Annotated in this window: 23 protein-coding genes; 12 read left to right on the forward strand and 11 right to left on the reverse strand. The window is 64.9% G+C overall.

Going from position 1 to position 20,045, the window contains the following annotated elements; translation table 11 throughout:
- Positions 1-265: 265 nt before the first annotated feature.
- The 5 genes from ACFOOR_RS11745 to uvrC form a co-directional block, all read right to left on the reverse strand.
- Entirely contained in the window at positions 266-670 is a 405-nt protein-coding gene (locus ACFOOR_RS11745; protein ID WP_343165109.1) for a hypothetical protein, read from the reverse strand.
- A gap of 362 nt (positions 671-1,032) precedes the next feature.
- On the reverse strand, positions 1,033-2,352 hold the full coding sequence (locus ACFOOR_RS11750; RefSeq protein WP_343165110.1) for an ATP-binding protein: 1,320 nt from the start codon (positions 2,350-2,352) through the stop codon (positions 1,033-1,035).
- A gap of 2 nt (positions 2,353-2,354) precedes the next feature.
- The gene (locus tag ACFOOR_RS11755; protein ID WP_343165111.1) at positions 2,355-3,062 is read right to left on the reverse strand and encodes a response regulator transcription factor; all 708 of its coding nucleotides are present in this window, start codon (positions 3,060-3,062) and stop codon (positions 2,355-2,357) included.
- Positions 3,059-3,685 carry a CDP-alcohol phosphatidyltransferase family protein gene (locus tag ACFOOR_RS11760; RefSeq protein ID WP_343165112.1) on the reverse strand — a complete coding sequence of 209 codons (627 nt, stop codon included), beginning with the start codon at positions 3,683-3,685 and terminating at the stop codon, positions 3,059-3,061. Before ACFOOR_RS11760 ends, ACFOOR_RS11755 begins: the two co-directional genes overlap by 4 nt.
- Positions 3,678-5,588 carry an excinuclease ABC subunit UvrC gene (gene uvrC, locus ACFOOR_RS11765; protein ID WP_380214623.1) on the reverse strand — a complete coding sequence of 637 codons (1,911 nt, stop codon included), beginning with the start codon at positions 5,586-5,588 and terminating at the stop codon, positions 3,678-3,680. Before uvrC ends, ACFOOR_RS11760 begins: the two co-directional genes overlap by 8 nt.
- On the opposite strand from uvrC, the gene ACFOOR_RS11770 reads away from it, so the two are divergent.
- From ACFOOR_RS11770 to ACFOOR_RS11785, 4 genes are read left to right on the forward strand one after another with little or no spacing between them, the layout of a single operon-like run.
- Complete coding sequence (locus tag ACFOOR_RS11770) at positions 5,587-5,718, forward strand: hypothetical protein (RefSeq protein ID WP_343165113.1); 132 nt, start codon at positions 5,587-5,589, stop codon at positions 5,716-5,718. The two genes, uvrC and ACFOOR_RS11770, sit on opposite strands and share 2 nt — an antisense overlap.
- A 4-nt stretch (positions 5,719-5,722) precedes the next feature.
- Positions 5,723-6,493, forward strand: a complete 771-nt coding sequence (locus ACFOOR_RS11775; protein WP_343165114.1) for a hypothetical protein — start codon at positions 5,723-5,725, stop codon at positions 6,491-6,493.
- Positions 6,490-7,272, forward strand: coding sequence for an SDR family oxidoreductase (locus ACFOOR_RS11780; RefSeq protein ID WP_343165115.1), 783 nt, complete (start codon positions 6,490-6,492; stop codon positions 7,270-7,272). Before ACFOOR_RS11775 ends, ACFOOR_RS11780 begins: the two co-directional genes overlap by 4 nt.
- Positions 7,269-7,670: a dihydroneopterin aldolase gene (locus ACFOOR_RS11785; protein ID WP_343165116.1), complete on the forward strand. Its 402-nt coding sequence runs from the start codon at positions 7,269-7,271 to the stop codon at positions 7,668-7,670. The genes ACFOOR_RS11780 and ACFOOR_RS11785 overlap by 4 nt, the downstream gene beginning before the upstream one ends.
- Before the next feature lie 7 nt (positions 7,671-7,677).
- Here the strand turns inward: ACFOOR_RS11785 and ACFOOR_RS11790 are convergent, their stop codons facing one another.
- Complete coding sequence (locus tag ACFOOR_RS11790) at positions 7,678-8,220, reverse strand: DsrE family protein (protein WP_343165117.1); 543 nt, start codon at positions 8,218-8,220, stop codon at positions 7,678-7,680.
- Positions 8,217-9,257, reverse strand: coding sequence for a calcium/sodium antiporter (locus ACFOOR_RS11795; protein WP_343165118.1), 1,041 nt, complete (start codon positions 9,255-9,257; stop codon positions 8,217-8,219). The genes ACFOOR_RS11790 and ACFOOR_RS11795 overlap by 4 nt, the downstream gene beginning before the upstream one ends.
- A 201-nt stretch (positions 9,258-9,458) precedes the next feature.
- On the opposite strand from ACFOOR_RS11795, the gene ACFOOR_RS11800 reads away from it, so the two are divergent.
- Entirely contained in the window at positions 9,459-9,929 is a 471-nt protein-coding gene (locus tag ACFOOR_RS11800) for an NUDIX domain-containing protein (protein ID WP_343165119.1), read from the forward strand.
- 3 nt (positions 9,930-9,932) lie between these two features.
- On the opposite strand, the gene proC is transcribed toward ACFOOR_RS11800, so the two are convergent.
- From proC to ACFOOR_RS11815, 3 genes are all read right to left on the reverse strand, one after another.
- Complete coding sequence (proC, locus tag ACFOOR_RS11805) at positions 9,933-10,769, reverse strand: pyrroline-5-carboxylate reductase (RefSeq protein WP_343165120.1); 837 nt, start codon at positions 10,767-10,769, stop codon at positions 9,933-9,935.
- The gene (locus tag ACFOOR_RS11810; RefSeq protein WP_343165121.1) at positions 10,766-11,266 is read right to left on the reverse strand and encodes a type III secretion system chaperone family protein; all 501 of its coding nucleotides are present in this window, start codon (positions 11,264-11,266) and stop codon (positions 10,766-10,768) included. Before ACFOOR_RS11810 ends, proC begins: the two co-directional genes overlap by 4 nt.
- Positions 11,267-11,383: 117 nt before the next feature.
- Positions 11,384-11,749: an accessory factor UbiK family protein gene (locus ACFOOR_RS11815; protein WP_343165122.1), complete on the reverse strand. Its 366-nt coding sequence runs from the start codon at positions 11,747-11,749 to the stop codon at positions 11,384-11,386.
- A 92-nt stretch (positions 11,750-11,841) separates the two neighbouring features.
- Here ACFOOR_RS11815 and lgt point away from each other — a divergent pair, with 92 nt between their 5' ends.
- From lgt to ychF, 7 genes are all read left to right on the forward strand, one after another.
- Positions 11,842-12,729 (forward strand): prolipoprotein diacylglyceryl transferase, encoded by an 888-nt coding sequence (lgt, locus tag ACFOOR_RS11820; protein WP_343165123.1) that lies wholly within the window; start codon positions 11,842-11,844, stop codon positions 12,727-12,729.
- Positions 12,726-13,826 (forward strand): class I SAM-dependent methyltransferase, encoded by a 1,101-nt coding sequence (locus ACFOOR_RS11825; RefSeq protein ID WP_343165124.1) that lies wholly within the window; start codon positions 12,726-12,728, stop codon positions 13,824-13,826. The genes lgt and ACFOOR_RS11825 overlap by 4 nt, the downstream gene beginning before the upstream one ends.
- 84 nt (positions 13,827-13,910) lie before the next feature.
- Complete coding sequence (locus tag ACFOOR_RS11830) at positions 13,911-14,843, forward strand: ribose-phosphate pyrophosphokinase (RefSeq protein WP_343165226.1); 933 nt, start codon at positions 13,911-13,913, stop codon at positions 14,841-14,843.
- A 95-nt stretch (positions 14,844-14,938) separates the two neighbouring features.
- Positions 14,939-15,484, forward strand: a complete 546-nt coding sequence (locus ACFOOR_RS11835; protein WP_343165125.1) for a hypothetical protein — start codon at positions 14,939-14,941, stop codon at positions 15,482-15,484.
- Between the two features lie 227 nt (positions 15,485-15,711).
- Complete coding sequence (locus ACFOOR_RS11840; RefSeq protein WP_343165126.1) at positions 15,712-16,374, forward strand: 50S ribosomal protein L25/general stress protein Ctc; 663 nt, start codon at positions 15,712-15,714, stop codon at positions 16,372-16,374.
- Positions 16,375-16,428: 54 nt separating this feature from the next.
- Positions 16,429-17,037: an aminoacyl-tRNA hydrolase gene (gene pth / locus ACFOOR_RS11845; RefSeq protein WP_343165127.1), complete on the forward strand. Its 609-nt coding sequence runs from the start codon at positions 16,429-16,431 to the stop codon at positions 17,035-17,037.
- A gap of 65 nt (positions 17,038-17,102) precedes the next feature.
- Positions 17,103-18,200, forward strand: a complete 1,098-nt coding sequence (gene ychF, locus ACFOOR_RS11850) for a redox-regulated ATPase YchF (protein WP_343165128.1) — start codon at positions 17,103-17,105, stop codon at positions 18,198-18,200.
- Positions 18,201-18,762: 562 nt separating this feature from the next.
- On the opposite strand, the gene ACFOOR_RS11855 is transcribed toward ychF, so the two are convergent.
- Entirely contained in the window at positions 18,763-20,007 is a 1,245-nt protein-coding gene (locus ACFOOR_RS11855) for an ATP-binding protein (RefSeq protein WP_343165129.1), read from the reverse strand.
- Positions 20,008-20,045: the final 38 nt, after the last annotated feature.

Below are 20,045 nucleotides of genomic sequence, written 5' to 3' on the forward strand. Positions count from 1 at the left end.
TCCTCAACGCCATCGTCAGGGATCAAACACCATGGCAGCCTCAAAACGCTTGACCGCCAAGACAGTCGCTCTCCCCTCGGGGGAGAGGGCCGGGGTGAGGGGTGACTTTAAGAAAACCCCTCATCCGCCCTTCGGGCACCTTCTCCCCCGGGGGGAGAAGGAAAAACTGCATCCCCGCCTGCGCGCACAAACAAAAGGGGCGGCCCGTTGTCCCGTGAAGGAGTAGGGGCCGCCCCGAGATGGAGGGGTAGTTACGCGAGTCTGTCTATTCCGTTCCCGGTACGGGCGGCGTCGGCGCGGTGTGGCCGCGGCCCTCGAGAATGGAAATGGTGATCATGCCGTCGCCCCAGCCGTCGGTCTGCCAGCTGTCCCCGACTGCGAGATCGGGGTTCCACGGACCGCAGGAGGCCGTGGCCGGCGTGCCGTCTTCATTCATCGCGCCTTCGGGCGGATTGAGGCAAAGCTCGCTGCCCGACACGGTCCAGGACGCGCCAGAGCGCCCGAGGCTGTCGGAATAGGCGCCGTCGGCGTCGAAATAGGCGTCGAAGCCGTTGCCGGCGTCGTCGATGATCACGCGAACCGTATTGCCCACGGCATTGTCCATGCCGTCGGCGAGCGCCGGTCCGGCCATCAGGCCGGCCAGTGCGGTGGCAATGAGAAGTCGTTTCATGAGGATCAGAAACTCCGGTCCTGTTGCACCGCCCCCCGGCGCATGTGTCAAAGTTAACCACAGCTTAAGGGTTTCGGCAAACCGGAAACACGAATTCGCCCGGCGGCCCTCCCCTGACAGGAGAATGGCCATCCCGCCGCAAGCGTGGCGAAACAAAGTCCGCGTCCGTCAGGCGGCGTTCAGCGGCCGGCCCCTAGTTTCGCAAGTGTGCGCTCCTTGAGACGGCGGGCCGGGTCCCACTCATCCCTCGCAGGGATCCGGTCCGTCACTCTCCTCAAGCGGAAGAATCCTCGAGGGCGCACACTTATCCCTTCGAGTGACGACCCAACTCGCCCCGGCCCTTCGGCCGGGGCGTTTGTCGTTCAGCCGCCCGGAATCGACAGGCTGGCGCGAAGCCCGCCCATCGGGCTCTGCGACAGGGTGACGTCGCCGCCATGGCTGCGCGCGACGTCGCGGGCGATGGCGAGGCCGAGGCCGACGCCGGAGCGGTTCTGGTTGCGGGAGTCATCAAGGCGCGAAAACGGCTTGAACGCCTCCTCATAGCGCTCCGGCGGGATGCCGGGGCCGTCATCATCGACGAGGATCTCGATCCGGCTGCCGGCACGGCGCAGGCTGACCGCCACCCGGTCGCCGTGCGCGGCGGCATTGGCGACGAGGTTGGCGACCGCGCGCTTGACCATGCCGGGGCGTACCGCGGCCTCGACCGCGCCGGCGGCCTTCAGGTCGATCCGCGCGCCGGTGCGCCCGGCATCCGCCACCGCCTCGGCAACGAGGGCGGACAGGTCCGTCACCTGCGTCTCCTCGCCCGCCTCGCCGCGCGCGAAGGTCAGGTATTCCTCCAGCATCTGCTCCATCTCACTGACGTCGCGCCGGGCCTCTTCCCGATCCGGTCCTTCCGGCATCAGGGCGAGGTGGAGTTTCAGCCGGGTCAGCGGGGTGCGCAGGTCGTGGCTGACCCCGGCGAGCAGGCCGGTGCGCTGGTCGATATGGCGCTGGATGCGGCGGCGCATCTCGAGGAAGGCATGGGCCGCCTGACGCACTTCGCGCGCGCCGGCCGGCTTGAACCAGTCGGCGTCCTGGCCGCGGCCGAACTGCTCCGCCGCGTCGGCGAGCCGGCGGATCGGCTTGACCTGGTTGCGGATGAAGATGACGGAGATGAGGGTGAGTATCGCCGTGGCACCCAATAGCCACAGGATGAAGATGTGGCCGGTCGTGGCGAAAACGCGCTCGCGGTAGGCGATGTAGCGCAGCACGCCGGTCTCGGTCTGGACGCGGATGTCGACATAGTTGGGATAGCGGGTGGTATCGAACCAGACGGGCTTGTCGATCTGCGCCGTCAGCGCGCGGCGCAGCGTGCGGTCGAGGGTGCGGAAGAAGGAGGTCCGGCGGCTGGTCGGCAGCGTGTCGCCGGGCCGGAAATCGACGTCGAGCCGCATCGTCTCGCGCGCATTGCGGGCATAGGGCGCGAAGGCGGTCTCGTCCTCGCCGACCTGTTCGAACAGCAGCGTCATCATGGCGACATCACCGGCCACGCCTTCCGACAGACGGCTGGTGACGGTCTCCCAATGCTCCTCGAAGAAGGCCCAGGCGATCAGCGCCTGCATCATCATGACCGGCAGCACGAAGATCAGCATCGACCGGGCGAACAGGCCTTTCGGCAGGAATCGCTTGAGCGGTCCCACGCTCAGCCCCGGTCCTCGAAGACGGCGTCGGCGATCAGCTTGTAGCCCTCGCCGCGCACGGTCTGGATATGGAGGGGCTGGCGCGGGTCGCGCTCGATCTTGCGCCTCAGCCGGGTGACCTGAACATCGACGGCGCGTTCGCCGCCGCCGGTCTTGTCGGACAGGGCGATGCGGCTGACGGCCCTCGACGGCGTCGCGGCCAGCGCCGAGAGCAGCGCGGATTCGCCGCCGGTCAGGCGGGTCCGCGCACCGGCGCGCGACAGGGTTTCCTGCTGCAGGTCGTATTCCCAGGACCCGAAGCGGACCTTGACATGCGCCGGTCCGGCCGGCCGGGCACGCTTCAGGATCGACCGTATGCGCAGCACCAACTCCTCGGGTTCGAACGGCTTGGGCAGATAGTCGTCCGCACCCAGCGTCAGCCCCCGGATGCGGTCGTCGGCCTCGCCGCGCGCGGTCAGAAGGATGATCGGCACATCGCCCTTCTCGCGCACCGCGCCGGTCAGTTCGAACCCGTCCATGCCCGGCATCATGACATCGAGAATGAGAAGGTCGAATGCCATCCCCTTCATCAAGGACATCGCCCTGGCCCCATCCGGCGCTGTGGTGACGCGGAAGCCGCGCTCGGCGAGGAAACGCTTCAGCAGCGAGCGGATGCGGTCGTCATCATCGACGATGAGGAGGTGCGGCTCGGTATCCGCGGGGGCGTTCATGCGCGTTTCCGGGGCAGGAGGTAGCGGATCGCCGTGTAAAGGCTGAGCGCCGCGGAGAACCACAGGAAGGACATCCAGATCTCGATGAAGAACCAGTCGGTCAGGCCGACGCCGTTGACGGCCAGCACGCCGGCCAGGAAGGGCAGGGCCAAGGTGATGAATTCCGCCGTGGTCTTCATCTTGGCGTCGAAGCTGACGGGAATGGGGACCGATTCTTGCCCCAGGCGCTGAAGCCGGATCACGGTCAGCATGATGTCCCGCGCGATGATGGCGGCGGCGGGCACGACGAACATCAGATTGAAGGGCAGGATCCAGACCCAGACGAACAGCCAGAAGGCCACGAAGACCTTGTCGGCGATCGGGTCGAGCAAGGCCCCGGCCCGCGTTACGGCGTTCAGTGCGCGCGCCAGCCATCCGTCGAACATGTCGGTCAGGGCGCCAAGAACGAACAGGATCATCGCCGCCAGTGCCAGCGCGTCCGCCTCTTCCTGGAAGGCCGACAGGTCGATCCCCGCGAAGGGCCGGCCTTCGCTGCTGCCATAGCTGAGGATCATCAGCACGGCCCCGGCCGGTGCCGACGCCATGCGCAGGACGGTCAGGGCATTGGGCAGGGATCTAAGCATCGCGGAACCAGTCATAGATGCGTTTTGCCATGGCTTTGGAGACCCCTTCCACCCCTTCGAGGTCGGAAAGCGCCGCGCCGCGTACGGCCTTGGCCGATCCGAAATGCGCCAGCAAGGCCTTTTTGCGCGACGGGCCAACGCCGGGGATGCCGTCGAGCGGGTTGTCGCGGATGGCGCGTTCGCGCTTGGCGCGGTGCCCACCGATCGCGAAACGGTGCGCCTCGTCGCGCAGGCGCTGGAGATAGTAAAGCACCGGATCATTCATCGGCAGTTTGAACGGCGCCCGGCCATCCATGTAGAAGGCTTCGCGTCCGGCGTCGCGTTCCGGACCCTTGGCGATGGCGGCGAGCGGAATGTCCGACAGGCCCAGCTCCTCCAACACCGCGCGCGATGCCGAGAGCTGGCCCTTGCCGCCGTCGATCAGGACCAGATCGGGCACCGGCGCGCCCTGGTCCTGTTCCTTCAGCATGCGCGAGAATCGGCGCTTCAACATCGCATCCATCATCGCGAAGTCGTCATTGGTGCCGACATCCTCGGGCTTCATGTTGAAGCGGCGATACTGGTTGGTCATGAAACCCTCGGGACCCGCAACGATCATGGCCCCCAGCGCATTCGTGCCCTGGATGTGGGAGTTGTCATAGACCTCGATGCGCTGCGGCGGATCGGCAAGCCCGAAGACTTTCGCCACGCCTTTCAGAAGCTGGGTCTGGGTCGCGGTTTCCGACAGGCGGCGCGACAACGCCTCCTCGGCATTGCGCCGCGTCTGCTCGACCAGTTTCCGCTTCTCGCCGCGTGACGGCGCATGGAGTGTGACTTTCCTGCCGGTCTTCAGCGTCAGCGCCTCGGCGATCAGTTCGCCTTCCGGCAGGGCGTGCGAGGTCAGGATCAGACCCGGTGCGGGGCGGTCGTCGTAGAATTGTGCGATGAAGGCGGACAGCACGTCTTCCGGCGACGAATCCTGTTCGTGGCGCGGGAAGAAGGACTGGTTCCCCCAGTTCTGGCCGGCGCGGTAGAAGAAGACCTGGACGCAGCTCTTCCCGCCTTCCTGGGCCAGCGCGACGATGTCCGCCTCCTCCACGCCCTCGGCATTGATGCCCTGATCGGTGGTTACCGCGGCGATGGCGCGGATCCGGTCGCGCAGGCGGGCGGCGGTCTCGAAGTCGAGTTGCTCGGACGCGGCCTGCATCCTTGCGCTCAACTCCTCGCGCAACGTGTTGGACTTGCCGCGCAGGAAGGCCTCGGCCTCGCCGACGAGTTCGCGGTAGTCGTCGAGCGAGACGAGATCGACGCACGGACCGGAACAGCGCTTGATCTGGTAGAGCATGCAGGGCCGGGTCCGGCCCTCATAGACGCTGTCGGAACAGGTGCGCAGCAGGAAGGCCTTCTGCAGCGTGTTCAGCGTGCGGTTCACCGCACCGGCACTGGCGAAGGGGCCGAAATATTCGCCCTTGGCCTTGCGTGCGCCGCGATGCTTCAGGATTTGCGGCGCGCCGTGATCCTTCCTCACGAGAATGTAGGGGAAGGACTTGTCGTCGCGCAGGATGATGTTGAAGCGCGGCTTGAGGCGCTTGATCAGGTTGGCTTCCAGCAGCAACGCCTCGGTTTCCGTCGCGGTCACGACGAATTCCATCGACCTTGTCAGCGCGATCATCAGGGCGATGCGGTTGGTGTGCCCGCCGGACTTGGCGTAGTTCGACACCCGGTTCTTCAGATTCCGGGCCTTGCCGACATAGAGAACCTCGCCATCCGCCCCGTACATGCGGTACACCCCCGGCTTTCCGGGCAGGTTCTTCACATAGCCCGCAATGATGTCCGGGCCGGACAGCTTCGCCGCGCCCTCGGGCATTGGGGCGGGTCTGTCGGCCGCTTCGATCGGCGGGCGTTCGGGACGGGAGGCTTTCATGGCGGACAAAATCGCCCTCGTGACGGGTGCAGGCAAGCGCCTCGGTGCAGAGCGCGCCGGACCCATGCCCGGTTTTGCCGCGACCGTGCAACGCGCTAGACAGACTCTGCAACCCAGCGAGGCGTCGTAGCACAATGGAACTCTTCCAGAATCTGGCGAACGTCTTCGTTCCGCCCTGGGTGCGGACGCTGATCGTCCTCGCCCTGACAGCCTTGCTTGGCTTTTGCCTGTTTCTCACCGTCGGGGCCTTGCTGGACAGTGCCGAAAGACCTGACTGGATCGAGGCTTCATTCTACCTGATCGGCGTGCTTCTGCCGCTGTTGCTGATCGTGTTCGTCGTGTCATTCGCGCAGGGAGACGCGGCCCATCTCAGGCACCGGACCGATGCCTTTCTGACCCGGCTCTTGCCGCAGACACTCGCCTTTTTCGACAATCCTCAGCCCGACTTTTCCGATCCGGGCACGTCCCGCCGCAGCCGGCGCATCGCACCGAAGACGAAGGTCAGGGTGCGCAAGAACGCCGACAGCTGCATCGCGCTCTATGACATCGAGTTGCCGGGCGAGCGCGGGTTCCGCGTCTGGATGAAGGCGGAACTCAATGTGCGGAAGATCAATATCGTGCTCTACGTCTCGAAGGATCGCGGGGAGCGCGAGGCGATACTCGATGCGCTCCGGCACTCGATCGAAGGCGCTTCGGCGGAAGGCTACAAGGTCAATCCCGCCATCGGCGAGTCCGATGCACCCGGCTTTCCGTGCTGGTCCTTGGTGCTGATCCGGCAACTCGACGACGCCTTTCTGATTTCATCGCGCCAGCAGCTTTATTACGCTCAGGATCTGCTCTTCTTCCTGCGCGCGGTGGTGGGTGACGCGCCACAGCTGTTCGTGCCGCGGAAGGAGACAGCATGAAACCCGTTGCCCTGGTGACCGGAGGTGCCCGCCGTCTTGGGGAGGTGTTCGTGCGGGCGCTGGCCGAGCAAGGGTTTCACGTCGTCATCCATGCGAACGCGTCGGTCGATCGCGGCGAAGCGCTTGCCAATGCGCTCGCCGCGCAGGGGATGTCGGCAGAGTGCGCCGGCTTCGACCTGACGGACTGGCGCGGCGTACCGGATTTCATGAACGGGCTCGTATCGCGGCTGGGGCCCATGAGGCTCATGGTCAATTCCGCGTCGATTTTCGAATACGACCAGCCCGGCGAGATCGATCCGGATCAGTTCAGCCGAACGATCGACCTCAATCTGAAAGCGCCGGTCCTGCTGGCTCAGGCCTTTGCCCGGCCGCATCGCGGCAAGGGAAGGGACAGCGGCGTGATCGTCAACATGCTGGACCAGAAGCTGTGGAATCTGAACCCGGACTTTTTCTCCTACACCGTCGCGAAACAGGCCCTGCACGGTGCGACGCAATTGCTGGCGCGCAGCTTCGCGCCTGACGTCAGGGTGTGCGGACTGGCACCGGGCATCACCCTGCCTTCGGGGGATCAGACCGAAGAAGAGTTCGAGCGGGCGCATACACACAATCCGATGCAGGGCGGTTCCACACCGGAAGACCTGGTGCGCGCGCTGCAATTCATCCTCGACACGCCGTCCTTTACCGGGTCGACCCTGCTGGTCGACGGAGGGCAGCATTTCGACTCCCGCAATCGCGACGTGATGTTCGACCCCGCCGTGCGGAAGGATGCCAAACTGTGAATCTCGCCCAGATCATTGAAGACGCCCTGACCCAGTCCGGCGGCAATGACGTCTTCGTCTACCGGCTCGACGGCGTCGTCGTAGATGTCGAGATCGGCATTCATGACCATGAACGCGGCCGCCGTCAGCGCGTGCGGATCGATGTGGTGACGGTGGTGTCGGCGAAGGGCTGGGACGGGACCGACCGGATCCAGACCGTGGTCGATTACGACTATCTGTTCAATGCGATCCGCGCGTTGAACGACCGGAAATTCGATCTTCAGGAAACCCTGTGCGGGGCGATTCTGGATGCCGCGCTGACGCCCGACGACGTGCTGGCCGCCGCGGTCACGACGCGCAAGATGGATGTCTACAAGGAGGCCGAATCGGTCGGCCTGACGCGCTTCCGCAAGAAGTAGCGCCCTGTCAGAACGGGTTCAGCGTGTAGCCGTCCTGCTGCAGCAGGGCGTGCGCCGTCATCGCCGAGAGTGACATCCGGACACCCGGGAGCAAATCCTCGCCGGTGATGTCGTAATAGGCCGCGGTCTGGCCGCAGACGAAGAATTGCACGCCGCCAAGATCGATCAGCTGCGCGACGAGTTCGGCATTGGCGTTCTGCGCACCGTCCTGATGCGCGGCATACCAGTCCGTAGTCGTCACATCCCAGGCCGCGCGGCCGTGCAGCACGATGGCGACCTCAACATTCATCGGTTCGAGACCGGCGCGGGCGTGCATGTTGATGAAGCGCGCCGCGCTGTCGATCCGGCGGCTGACCTCGCCCGGCTCGGCGCCCTCGGCGATGTCGAAGGCGACCCGCAGCACCGTATCGGCCGGCAGGGCCTCGGCATCGGGAACTTCGGCGACGCGGCCGTAAGTCTCGAATACCGGGCCGTAGCTGAAATCGTCGGGACCGGCATGGGCGGCACCCGTCAATCCCAGAGCGGCGAGGACGGCGAACATGCGGATCATTCCGCGGCCTCTTCGAGTTCGATTTCGATCTGGCTGCCGACGGCGCCGAGGTCGACCGGATTCATCCAGGCCAGCGCGGCGACATAGGTGCAATAACCCGCGAAGAAGACGAGACCCGTCAGGCGGCCGACGGCGCGGCCGGCGAAGACCCAGAGCGCCAGCACCACGGCGGCGGCGAGCATGACCCAGACGTCGAACGCCATGATCTGTTCGGGCACGGCGAGCGTGCCGCCGGTCAGGCCGACCGCGAGCGACGCACCGCCGCCGACGGCGAAGATGTTGAAGATGTTCGAACCGAGCACATTGCCGATCGCCAGCTCCGCATTGCGGCGCATCACCGCGACCATCACGGCGGCGAGTTCCGGCAGCGAGGTGCCGATCGCCACGGCGGTCAGGCCAATCACCGCGTCGGGCACGCCGAGCAGTTCGGCCGCGCGCGTGCCGCCCGACACGATCATGTGGGCTCCGAGCGGCAGCGCCACGAGGCCGATGATGAGGAAAAGCGCGATCGAAGCGCCGGACTTTGGCAGGCCGGGGCCGTCATCGGCCTCGATCAGTTCGGCGATCAGGGGATCGTCCGGCTTCCTGCGCGCGAGAACGCCCATATAGCCGACAAAGAGAATGATGAGCGCGACGAGAACGCCGCCCTCCCAGAGCTGGATGCCGCCATCCCAGCCAACCCAGATCATCGCCGCCGTGGCGACGAGGGCGAAGACCGCGTTCCGCTTGACCCCGGGCGCCTGCGTGGCGATGGCGCCGAAGATCGCCGGCAGGCCGAGCACGAAGAGCACGTTGGCGATGTTCGAGCCGACGATATTGCCGATGGCGAGGCCGGGATAGCCCGACAGGGAGGCGTCGATCGAGACGACGAGTTCCGGCGCGGATGTGCCGAAAGCCACAATGGTCAGGCCGATCAGCAGCGACGGCACATTCCACTTCTTCGCGAGCGAGGTCGCCCCGCGAATCAGGAAGTCCCCGCCGAACAGCAAGGCGATGATGCCGGCGAGGATGAGCGCGAAAGCTGCGAGCAGCGTCATGACGGAAAGCCGGGCCGGGCTCTAGTCGAGACGCTTGTATTCGATCAGGTTGAGCAGCGCGAAAACGCCGAAGCAGACACCAAAGACAACAAGGGCGGCCATGCGGTTTTCCTCACACAGAACAGACAGACGTGGCAGGGTTCATAACCCGGACAGAGCGCCCGGGCTAGCAGTCCGCAGCAGGCATGTGAAGGAAAACCGGTGAATTTCAGGATAGGCGCCGAACCGGTCATCCGTCCCTTCATCCAGCGCTGGTGGCGGATGCGCCGCGGCATGACGCTCGGTGTGCGCGGGATTGTCGAAAATCCCGACGGCAACATCCTGCTGGTGCGGCACACCTATGTCGCCGGCTGGCATTTCCCGGGCGGCGGCGTGGAGCGCGGCGAGACGATCTATGACGCGCTGCGCAAGGAGTTGCGCGAGGAAGCCGGGATCGATCCGGCGGGCCATCCCGAACTGGTCGGGGTCTATTCCAATGAAGCGAAGTTCCGCGGCGACCACGTCGCCGTCTTCCGGGTGCGCGACTGGTCACACTGCGAAATGACCGCGCATCATGAGATCGCCGAGACCGGCTGGTTCCACCCCGGCGCCCTGCCCGACGGGATTGTCGGCGGCGCCAGGCGGCGGATCGCCGAGCTCTATGAGGGCGAAACGATCACCGGCGTGTGGTGAGGTCTACCGCCCGTTGTCGCCGCCGAGGCGGCGGGACTGGCGTTCGGCGGCGGCGACGGCATTGCGCATCAGGTCCGGCAGGCCGGTCATCAGCACGTCGAGCGCGGCCTGGGTCGTGCCGCCGGGCGAGGTCACGGCGCGGCGCAGCTCTGCCGGGCTTTGGGAGCTCTCGGCGAGCAGGGCCGCCGCGCCGATCACGGTTTCACGGGCCAGCCGTTCCGCCAGTTCGCGCGGCAGGCCTTCGGCGAAGCCGGCCCCGGCCATCGCCTCGACCATGAAGAAGACATAGGCGGGACCCGAGCCGGACAGGGCAGTGACCGCGCCCATATGGCGCTCATCGCTGATCCATTCGACCGGGCCGCCGACCTTGAGCAGTTTTTCCGCATGGCGCTTCACCGCGGCGGGCGCATCACTGGCGACAGCGACGGTAATGCCCTTGCCGATCGCGGCCGGGGTGTTGGGCATGGCGCGCACGATCGGGCGATCGCCCAGCGCGCTCTTCAGCCGGCGGATCGAGATGCCGGCAATGACCGAGATCACGGCGGCGTCTTGCGGAAGGATTTCACCCAGATGCGGACCGAGCTCGTCGAATTGCTGCGGCTTCACGGCGAGCACGACGGTCGAGACGTCCTTCGCCATGCGCGGGCCGAGTTCCGGCACGCGCTTCAGCCCGAATTTCGCGACGAGTTCCTTGCAGTGCTCGTTGCGGCCGGGATCGACGATCAGAAGGTTTTCCGGGTCGACCGCGCCGCGCTTCCTGAGCCAGCCGGAGGCGAGCGCCGCGCCCATGCGCCCTGCCCCGATGAGAACCGTCCGTCCGGGCTTTGCAGGATCGCTCATGCTTCTCCGGCGGTTTCGAACATCGCCGCCTGTGCCGCTTCCTCGACCGACTTGCCGCCCCAGACGAGGTATTGGAAGGCCGGGTAGAAGCGGTCACCGGCTTCGCGCGCGGCCTGGATCAGGGCTGCGGCCTGGCCCGGAGACAGGGATTCGCCGTGCGGCAGGGGAATGGCGTGGCGATACAGGATGCCGCCATCCTCGGCCCAGACATCGAAATGCCCGAACCACAGTTTCTCGTTCAGGCGCGACACCAGTTCGCACACTTCGCGGAAGCGGTTGGGCGGCGTCTTGAGGTCGAGGCTCGAGCAGATATGGATCGCCTCCAGCTCCGGCCGCCAGGCGAACCAGATCTGGTGGTCGCGCCACGCGCCGGGTGCGCTCATGTGGAGTTCGCCGGCGTCATCACGTTCATAGGGTAGCTGTTCGCCAATCACCGCCTGCTCGACGGAATCGAGCGGATCGATGATCGTGGTGGCGTATTCGGGAGCCAGTTCCATATCGGGTTCCCCTTCCTAGGCGCGCGCGGTCGAATCGCGCGCTACAGCAAGACGGTAGGGCCGTAACCGGCGTGCACGCAACTGCGCTGCCGGACGGGCCTGTGGATGAGTGCGGGATCAGTCTTTCTTCGGCTTCGCAGCCTTGCGCGCCGGCGGGTTGCGCGTCGCCGCGCGTGGACGTGTCCGAGCCGCCGGCTTTGCGGTCTTCGCAGCGGCTTTCGCGCCCGGCTTCCCCGCCGGCTTCTGGCCGCCTTCGAGCGCCTCGACGCGCCTGGCGAGCGCCTCGGCTTCGGCGCGGGCGCGGGCCGCCATTTCCTTGACGGCCTCGAACTCCTCGCGCTCGACGAGGTCCATCTCGGCCAGAGCACGGCGCATCTGCGCCTTGAATGCTGTCTTCGCTTCGTCGCCGGCGGCCTGCGCCGCCGCGAAGGCATCGCTCATCAGCTCGGCGAAATCGTTGAGAAGCGGATTACGGGTCTGCATACCGGTGCCATTGGCTAAGTGTTCCGCCTCCTATATGCGTTGCCTGACCCGCCGACGCAATGCGGCGAACCGCACACAGCTCCGGACGCGCCATGAACGAATGCCTGCCGCCCTTCACGCTGATCGATCCGGTGATTTTCCAGATCGGGCCGTTCGCGCTGCGCTGGTATGCCGTGGCCTACATCGCCGGCCTGCTGCTGGGCTGGCGCTACATGGTGGCTCTGTCGCGGCGGCCGAAACTCTATGTGCCGCAAGGCGTGCCCCCGCGCGGCACACCGTTCAATGTCGAGGATATCGACGACCTTCTCCTGTGGGTCACGATCGGTGTCGTGGGCGGCGGACGGCTGGGCTATGTCCTGTTCTACCAGTTCGACGCGATCTGGGAGCGGCCCCTGTGGATCGTCACCGGCATCGTCGAAGGCGGGATGTCCTTCCACGGCGGACTGATCGGTGTGGCGCTGGCGCTGTTCTTCACCTGCCGCAACCGCAAGCTGGATCTGTTCCGGGTGGGTGATGCCGCCGCCGTGGTGACGCCGATCGGCCTGTTCTTCGGCCGCCTTGCGAACTTCATCAATGGCGAGCTCTGGGGCCGGCCGACGGACGTGCCCTGGGCGATGCAGTTTGCCAACGATCCGCTGGGCGCCTGTCGGCATCCGAGCCAGCTTTATGAAGCGGCGCTGGAAGGCGTTCTGATCTTCGCGGTGATCAATATCGCGACGTGGAAATTCCGCTCGCTGGCACGGCCGGGCATGAATGCCGGCCTGTTCCTGCTGATCTACGGCCTGTCGCGGGCACTGCTCGAAACCGTGCGCGAGCCGGACCGGCACATGCCCGAAGCGCTGCAAGGCTATGTCACGATGGGCATGCTGCTTTCCATCCCGATGATCTTCATCGGCGCCTGGCTGATCTGGCGGGCCTGGAAGAAAGGCCCAGTCCCGGCCCCGGCGGTACGCGAAACCGGGAAAACCGAAAAAGCGTGAGTCCGGTCGGCCAGCGCATACGCGATCGGATCGCGAGCGACGGGCCGGTTTCCGTCGCGTCCTTCATGACCGAAGCGCTGTTCGATCCGCGCGACGGATTCTACGCGACCAAGAACCCGATCGGCGCGGGCGAGGACTTCATCACCGCGCCGGTGATCAGCCAGATGTTCGGCGAGCTGATCGGGCTGTGGTGCGTGCAGGCCTGGATGGATCTGGGGCAGCCGAAGCCCGTCCGCCTTGCCGAGCTGGGACCGGGGACGGGCGCGATGATGGCCGATGCGCTGCGCGCCGGACGGGCCGCACCGGGCTTCGGTGATGCGGTCGAGGTGACGCTGGTCGAGGCCAGCGCGGCACTGAAGATGGTGCAGGGCCGCACGCTGACCCCGTCCGGTGTTATGACCGGCTGGGCTGACCGGCTGGAGCAGATTCCCGGCGGTCCCGCCGTGATCCTCGGCAATGAATTCCTCGACTGCCTGCCCGTGCGTCAGGCGGTGAAGCAGGACGGCGTCTGGCGTGAACGCATGGTCGGCCTCGATCCGGACGACGAAGCGAAGCTGGCTTTCGCCACCGGGCCGCAGCTGACCCCGGCCGACATCGACCTGATCGCGCCGGAATTGCGCGAGTCGCCCGAGGACAGTCTGGTGGAGTTGCGCCCCGGCGATCGGCAAGTGGTCGACGCGCTGGCGGCACGTTTCGCGCGGCATCCCGGACGCGCGCTATTCGTCGACTACGGCCCGGCCGATCCGGAAGCAGGCGACACGCTGCAGGCGATCAAGGCGCACGAGAAGGTCGACCCGCTGGCCGATCCCGGCACGGCCGACCTGACCGCGCGGGTGGATTTCGTCAGCCTCGCCCGCGCCGCGCAGGACGCCGGTCTCGACGTGCACGGGCCGGTGACGCAGGCCGATTTCCTGATCCGGATGGGAATCGAGGTGCGGGCCACGGCCCTGCTGCGCGCCAATCCGGACCGGAAAGCCGAAATCGCCCGCCAGCTCTGGCGGCTGACGGACGCAGAGCAGATGGGCCATCTGTTCAAGGTGATCGCGATTTCGTCGCCCGGATTGCCACAGCCGCCGGGATTCGACGCGCACGGATGAATTGGCGGTTCAAATACGCGCCCGCCTCTGATACGTGACCGGCGGACCAAACGAAGCGAGGTTGCCATGGCGGGGCGCACTCCGATGAAGCTGATGTCCGGAACCTCGAATCCGGAACTGGCCCGGCAAATCGCCGACTATCTCGACTCCCCGCTGACCACGACCGAGATCCAGCGCTTTTCCGACGGCGAGATCTTCGTGCGCATCGACGAGAATGTGCGCGGCGAGGACATCTTCATCATCCAGTCGACCTCGCATCCGGCGAACGACCATCTGATGGAATTGCTGATCTGCATCGACGCGCTGAAACGCGCGAGCGCGAAGCGGATCACCGCGGTCATTCCCTATTTCGGATATGCGAGGCAGGACCGGAAGACGGGCGGGCGCACGCCGATCACCGCAAAGCTGGTCGCGAACCTGATCGCGGAAGCCGGGGCGGACCGCGTGCTGACGCTCGACCTGCATGCCGGCCAGATCCAGGGCTTCTTCGACATCCCGACCGACAATCTGTTCGTGACGCCGGTGTTCGAGGACGACATCAACCGGACCTACAAGTCGCAGGACCTGATGGTGGTGTCGCCGGACGTCGGCGGCGTGGTTCGGGCCCGCGCCCTGGCCACGCGCCTTGGTGCCGACATCGCCATCGTCGACAAGCGCCGCCCGAAGGCCGGGCAATCGGAAGTGATGAACATCATCGGCGACGTGTCCGGCCGACGCTGCATCATCTTCGACGATATCGTCGATAGCGGCGGCACGCTGTGCAATGCGGCCACCGAGCTGAAGGCGCGCGGCGCGACCGAGGTGGCCGCCTATGTCACGCACGGCGTGCTGTCCGGCAAGGCGCATGAGCGGATCCGGAATTCGGAACTGACCGAGCTGGTCTGCACCAACTCGATCGCTGCGGCGTCTGCCGGATCGGAAAGCGGCAAGGTCCGCGCGATCTCGATCGCGCCGCTGCTGGGCGAAGCGATCCGCCGGATCGCCAACGACGAATCGGTGTCGAAACTGTTCGACTGAGAAAATCCCCTCCGTCGCGGAACATCACCCCCCGGGGGTCCCGTTGCCTTGGCATACGGCACCGATACTGGTGCGCATACCAAGGAGCGAATTCCATGACCCGCATGACTCTGATGAGTGCAGTGGCGGCGCTGTCATTCACCCCGGCAGCGATCGCGCAGTACGAAGACCCCGACAATGCCTACATGAATGAAAGCCCGACGCGTCAGGACCGGGTCCAGCGCAGCGAGGACTTCTACGACGATGACGGCGTGGACACGTCCGGCACGATGGGCCCGCGCCTGACCAATGACGACTGGGTCGAGGAGGACTTCTCCGACGACCCGGAACCGCAGGGCGACTGGCAGCGCGATACGCGCACGACCGGTACCGAAGGCATCCGTGCCGATGTTCGCGTCGACAATGATCCGATGGTTCGGACCGCGTCAATGAGGATGGACCGCACGTCTCGGCTGGAACAGTTGTTCCACGCGATCGACATGGACGGAAACGGCATGGTCTCTCGCGAGGAGTGGGGCCATTGGCAGTCCGACAGCGGTCGCGCCTATCGTTTCGACGCGTTCAACTCGGACAATGATTCCGCGCTGAGCTGGAACGAATACATGGCGGCCGCCGACGAGATGTATGCCTCCATCGGATAGGCCTGACATCGACGGCGGGCCGCAGGTCCGCCACATACGGGAAAGCCGGTGCTGCGACGCACCGGCTTTTCGCGTATCGGGACGGTTGCACGCCCTGCCGGGATCGGCTATTAGCCGCCGCTCAAACGCGCCGGGGCAACCCGGTGCGTCCTCGGATGCTGCGGTTCCGGGCGATCGGAGACTGCGGCGTTCGCGTTTGATACGAAATTTTTCGAAGGACCGGATTGATGAGCGACATCGTTCTCCCCGTCGAGGTGCGTGAAGGCACCGGCAAAGGCGCCGCCCGCGCGGCTCGCCGTGCAGGCATGGTGCCTGGCGTTCTTTATGGTGGCGAGCGCGGTGCGGTCTCCATCGCGGTGAAGGCCAATGTCCTGCGCAAGGCGATCCATACGGGCAAATTCCTGTCCCACATGGTCACGCTGCAGCACGGCAAGGAAACCCAGCCGGTCATCCCGCGGGACGTCCAGTTCCATCCGGTGACCGACGAGCCGCTGCATATCGACCTGTTCCGCGTCGAGGAAGACACCGTCATCGACGTCGAAGTGACGGTTCACTTCATCAATGAAGAGAAGTCGCCCGGCCTGAAGCGCGGCGGCGTGCTGAACATCGTGCGCCACGCGGTGGAACTGTCCTGCCCGGCCGGCTCGATCCCGGAAGAGATCGTGGTCGACATGACCGGCAAGGAAATCGGCGACTCGATCCACATTTCGGACGTCACCCTGCCGGAAGGCGTGAAGCCGACCATTTCCGACCGTGACTTCACGATCGCGACGCTGCAAGGCGCCCGCGTGATGGTGGAATCGGAAGAGGGCGAAGGCGAAGTGTCCGCGGATGCGGATGAAGCCGACGTCGAAGCGGCCGAAGGCGACGAGGGCGAGTCGGAAGACTGATCCCGGCTTCCGCGACGCCGCGCCGGATCACACCGGACCTAGCGGAGCGGTTCCATGCTGCTGATTACCGGTCTCGGGAATCCCGGCGCGAAATACACGCGCAACCGGCACAATATCGGGTTCATGACCCTTGATGCGATCGCCGCGGACTGGAAATTCGGTCCGTGGCGTTCGCGTTTTCAGGGCCTGACCGCGGAAGGCAGTGTGGCGACGACCAACGGCCCGGTGAAGGTGCTGCTGCTGAAACCCCAGACCTATTACAACGAGGCCGGGCGGTCGGTGCTGGACGCCGCGCATTTCTACAAGATCCCACCCGAAGACATTGTCGTCTTCCATGACGAGCTGGATCTGGCGCCCGGCAAGTTCCGCCTGAAGACCGGCGGCGGCCATGCCGGAAACAACGGGCTACGCTCCATCGCCGCCCATGTCGGGCCGGATGTGCGCCGCGGACGGATCGGCATCGGCCATCCCGGCGACAAGGCGCAGGTCACGAACTGGGTTCTGTCCGACATCCCGAAGGCCGACGAGGCCTGGGCGGGCGATCTGCTCGACGCGATCTCGCGGTCCCTGCCCCTGCTCGCGGCGGGCGATTTCGACGCCTTCCAGACGAAGGTGACGCACCTTGCCCCCGCGCCGGGCGGCAATAGCGACGCTGACACCTGAATTGACCCCCGGGTGAGGCCGGTCTAACCCCTCGCCCGCTTCCAGATTGCCAGAAGGGTATTTCCATGGGTTTCAAATGCGGCATTGTCGGCCTGCCGAATGTGGGCAAGTCGACGCTTTTCAACGCCCTCACCCAGACCGCCGCGGCGCAGGCAGCGAATTACCCCTTCTGCACGATCGAGCCGAATGTCGGCGACGTGGCGATGCCGGAACCGCGCCTCGACGTGCTGGCGAAGATCGCCGGGTCGAAGGAGATCATTCCGACGCGGATGAATTTCGTCGACATCGCGGGTCTGGTGCGCGGCGCGTCGAAGGGCGAAGGCCTCGGCAACCAGTTCCTAGCGAACATCCGCGAGGTCGATGCGGTGGCCTATGTGCTGCGCTGTTTCGAGGACGGCGACGTGACCCATGTCGAGGGCCGGGTCGATCCGATCGCGGACCTCGAAACGGTCGAGACCGAGCTGATGCTGGCCGACATGGAAAGCCTCGAGAAGCGCACGCCCAATCTGGAAAAGAAGGCCAGGACCGGCGACAAGGACGCCAAGGAAGCGATCATCCTGATCGAGCTGGCGCTGGCGGAACTGCGCGAAGGCCGCCCGGCCCGCCGCGCCGATGTGCCCGCCGACAAGCGCCGCGAATGGCGCATGCTGCAGCTCTTGACCGCCAAGCCCGTGCTCTACATCGCCAATGTCGACGAGGAGAGCGCGGCGACGGGCAATGCCCACTCCGCCCGCGTCGAGGAATATGCCAAGGGCGAAGGCGCGCCCTGCGTCGTGATCTCGGCCAAGATCGAATCCGAAATCGCGGTGCTCGCCCCCGAAGAGCGCAAGGACTATCTCGATGCGCTGGGGCTCGAGGAAACCGGCCTGACCCGCATGATCCATGCCGGCTACACGCTGCTCGACCTGATCACCTATTTCACGGTCGGCCCGAAGGAGGCGCGCGCCTGGACGATCCGCAAGGGCTGGACCGCGCCGCGTGCCGCGGGCGTGATCCACGGCGATTTCGAGAAGGGCTTCATCCGCGCCGAAACCATCGCCTATGACGACTTCGTCGCGGCGAATGGCGAGGCCGGCGCCCGCGAGGCCGGCAAGCTGCGCCAGGAAGGCAAGGAATACGTGGTGCAGGACGGCGACGTCATGCACTTCCGGTTCAATGTGTAGGCGGCGTGACTGTGAATTCGATTACGTTGGATCTCGATCCAGGGAAGACCGATCGATTGGTTTGTAGACAAACATTTGTCTGTCCACTTTCCCAACTTTCATATTCGTCTTCGAATAAAAATGCTGAGTATATTCGGCCATTTGTCAACGAGCGATATTCAATACCGCTCACGGTCTCAGCTTGTCTGTAATCGCATGGAAATATCAACGCAAAAATATATCCATCATTTATAATATTACTATTCGAGGTCGAAGTGAATTCCAATATAAACATTCGACGCTCGGCATTAATAGAATCTCCTAAATATCTAGGATGCTCTGAATACGTTGATAAATAGGCGTTCTCTGCAATTAATCGCGGTCCGGAACAACTACTCACAATAATCGCCGCGCAGGCAATGATGAAATATCTAATGATATTAAAATTAGTTTCGAAAGCTCTCATAAATTGACCTGTGCGTTTCATCAGAGTTTCGATATCAGCGGAGCCCTCGTAACCCCGCCATTCATCACCGAACTGCGCGCGCTTCATCCCTGAATCCTAGATAAATCCGGGCCTGAATCAATCTGCCCACAGTACACTGATCGGAACGGCTGACATCCCGTCACCGAATGAGAGGACCTCCTTCCCAGCGTAGAGCACGATGCCGGTAAAGGGCCGCCCGTCCATCATGGCCTCTGCGAACCAGCGGAGGTGCCTGAAGTCCTCGCCCTTGACCGACAGCGCAGCCTTGACCTCCACCGCCAGGATAGCCCCGTCGCTCTCGCGCTCGACCAGAAAGTCGATCTCTCGTTTCAGCCGGTCGCGGTAATGGTAGAGGCGATACTCGTCCGACAACTCCGTCAGCGGCGCGATCTGATTGTAGACGAAGGTCTCGATCAGCTTGCCGATCCTGTCGGCATTCAATGCGGATTCCTCGGATCTCCAATTCAGGATGGACGCCATCAGGCCGCTGTCGGCCATGAAAAGCTTGTCCTTCCGTCCGACGCGTTCGTAGTCGCCTCTTGTCCATGCCGGCACCCGATCGACCAGGAACAGGGCCTCCAGCGCCCCGAGATAGGCTTCCACGGTCGGGCGCCTGATCGAGAGGCCGGCACCGATATCGGCAATATTCATCAATTTGGACGACCAGGCCGCAGTGATCTCGACGAGTTTTCGCATGGCGTCGAGGCGGTGGACGCGTGTGATGTCCTTCAGATCGCGCTCAAGCAGCGCCCCGATATAATCCTGGTGCCAGCGGCGCCGGGCGCTGGCATTCAATCCGATCGCCTCGGGGTAGCCGCCAGCAAGCGCGCGGCGCACAATTTCGTCGCGCGTGACGGCAATCGGGGTTCGAGCGAAATCTCCCTCAAAGGCGCGCTCCAGAAACCGGCGCCCGGCCTGTGCCTGCTCACCGGCGGACAAAGGGCGCAGACGGATCTTCGCAATCCGTCCGGCGAGGGATTCATTGGCCTGGGGGATCGTCGCGAGATTGGCCGATCCGGTCAGCAGGAATTGTCCCGGCCTCATGTCTTCGTCAACGGTCAGCTTGATCGCCGGCAAAAGATCGGGAACGCGCTGGATTTCATCAATGATCAGCGTACGCGCCCGCCTGCGCACGAAACCGAGCGGATCGGCCCGCGCGGACTCCCGTGCACCGGGATCGTCGAGCGTGATATATTCAGCTGCGTCGCTGCGCATCTGTCTGGCGAGCGTCGTCTTTCCACACTGACGCGCACCGGCAAGCAGCAGGACGCGGCGGTCGCGCAGGCGTTCTGAAATCTGGTCTGCTTGCCAACGCGGCAGAATGGTTTGCCCGGCTCCCATTGCATCTCCCATGCTCGATGATGCGGAATTATATATTT

Source organism: Hyphobacterium vulgare (assembly GCF_042643335.1).
GTDB lineage: Bacteria > Pseudomonadota > Alphaproteobacteria > Caulobacterales > Maricaulaceae > Hyphobacterium > Hyphobacterium vulgare.

What these genes read in the sequence shown, in the direction of transcription:
- lgt (WP_343165123.1), top strand. Translation starts at nt 11,842, where the DNA reads ATGAACGAATGCCTGCCGCCCTTCACGCTGATCGATCCGGTGATTTTC.
- ACFOOR_RS11770 (WP_343165113.1), top strand. Translation starts at nt 5,587, where the DNA reads ATGGCGGACAAAATCGCCCTCGTGACGGGTGCAGGCAAGCGCCTCGGT.
- ACFOOR_RS11855 (WP_343165129.1), bottom strand. Translation starts at nt 20,007, where the DNA reads ATGGGAGCCGGGCAAACCATTCTGCCGCGTTGGCAAGCAGACCAGATT.
- ACFOOR_RS11815 (WP_343165122.1), bottom strand. Translation starts at nt 11,749, where the DNA reads ATGCAGACCCGTAATCCGCTTCTCAACGATTTCGCCGAGCTGATGAGC.
- uvrC (WP_380214623.1), bottom strand. Translation starts at nt 5,588, where the DNA reads ATGAAAGCCTCCCGTCCCGAACGCCCGCCGATCGAAGCGGCCGACAGA.
- proC (WP_343165120.1), bottom strand. Translation starts at nt 10,769, where the DNA reads ATGAGCGATCCTGCAAAGCCCGGACGGACGGTTCTCATCGGGGCAGGG.
- ACFOOR_RS11830 (WP_343165226.1), top strand. Translation starts at nt 13,911, where the DNA reads ATGAAGCTGATGTCCGGAACCTCGAATCCGGAACTGGCCCGGCAAATC.
- ACFOOR_RS11835 (WP_343165125.1), top strand. Translation starts at nt 14,939, where the DNA reads ATGACCCGCATGACTCTGATGAGTGCAGTGGCGGCGCTGTCATTCACC.
- ACFOOR_RS11775 (WP_343165114.1), top strand. Translation starts at nt 5,723, where the DNA reads ATGGAACTCTTCCAGAATCTGGCGAACGTCTTCGTTCCGCCCTGGGTG.
- ACFOOR_RS11760 (WP_343165112.1), bottom strand. Translation starts at nt 3,685, where the DNA reads ATGCTTAGATCCCTGCCCAATGCCCTGACCGTCCTGCGCATGGCGTCG.
- ACFOOR_RS11745 (WP_343165109.1), bottom strand. Translation starts at nt 670, where the DNA reads ATGAAACGACTTCTCATTGCCACCGCACTGGCCGGCCTGATGGCCGGA.
- pth (WP_343165127.1), top strand. Translation starts at nt 16,429, where the DNA reads ATGCTGCTGATTACCGGTCTCGGGAATCCCGGCGCGAAATACACGCGC.
- ACFOOR_RS11755 (WP_343165111.1), bottom strand. Translation starts at nt 3,062, where the DNA reads ATGAACGCCCCCGCGGATACCGAGCCGCACCTCCTCATCGTCGATGAT.
- ACFOOR_RS11795 (WP_343165118.1), bottom strand. Translation starts at nt 9,257, where the DNA reads ATGACGCTGCTCGCAGCTTTCGCGCTCATCCTCGCCGGCATCATCGCC.
- ACFOOR_RS11780 (WP_343165115.1), top strand. Translation starts at nt 6,490, where the DNA reads ATGAAACCCGTTGCCCTGGTGACCGGAGGTGCCCGCCGTCTTGGGGAG.
- ychF (WP_343165128.1), top strand. Translation starts at nt 17,103, where the DNA reads ATGGGTTTCAAATGCGGCATTGTCGGCCTGCCGAATGTGGGCAAGTCG.
- ACFOOR_RS11790 (WP_343165117.1), bottom strand. Translation starts at nt 8,220, where the DNA reads ATGATCCGCATGTTCGCCGTCCTCGCCGCTCTGGGATTGACGGGTGCC.
- ACFOOR_RS11840 (WP_343165126.1), top strand. Translation starts at nt 15,712, where the DNA reads ATGAGCGACATCGTTCTCCCCGTCGAGGTGCGTGAAGGCACCGGCAAA.
- ACFOOR_RS11810 (WP_343165121.1), bottom strand. Translation starts at nt 11,266, where the DNA reads ATGGAACTGGCTCCCGAATACGCCACCACGATCATCGATCCGCTCGAT.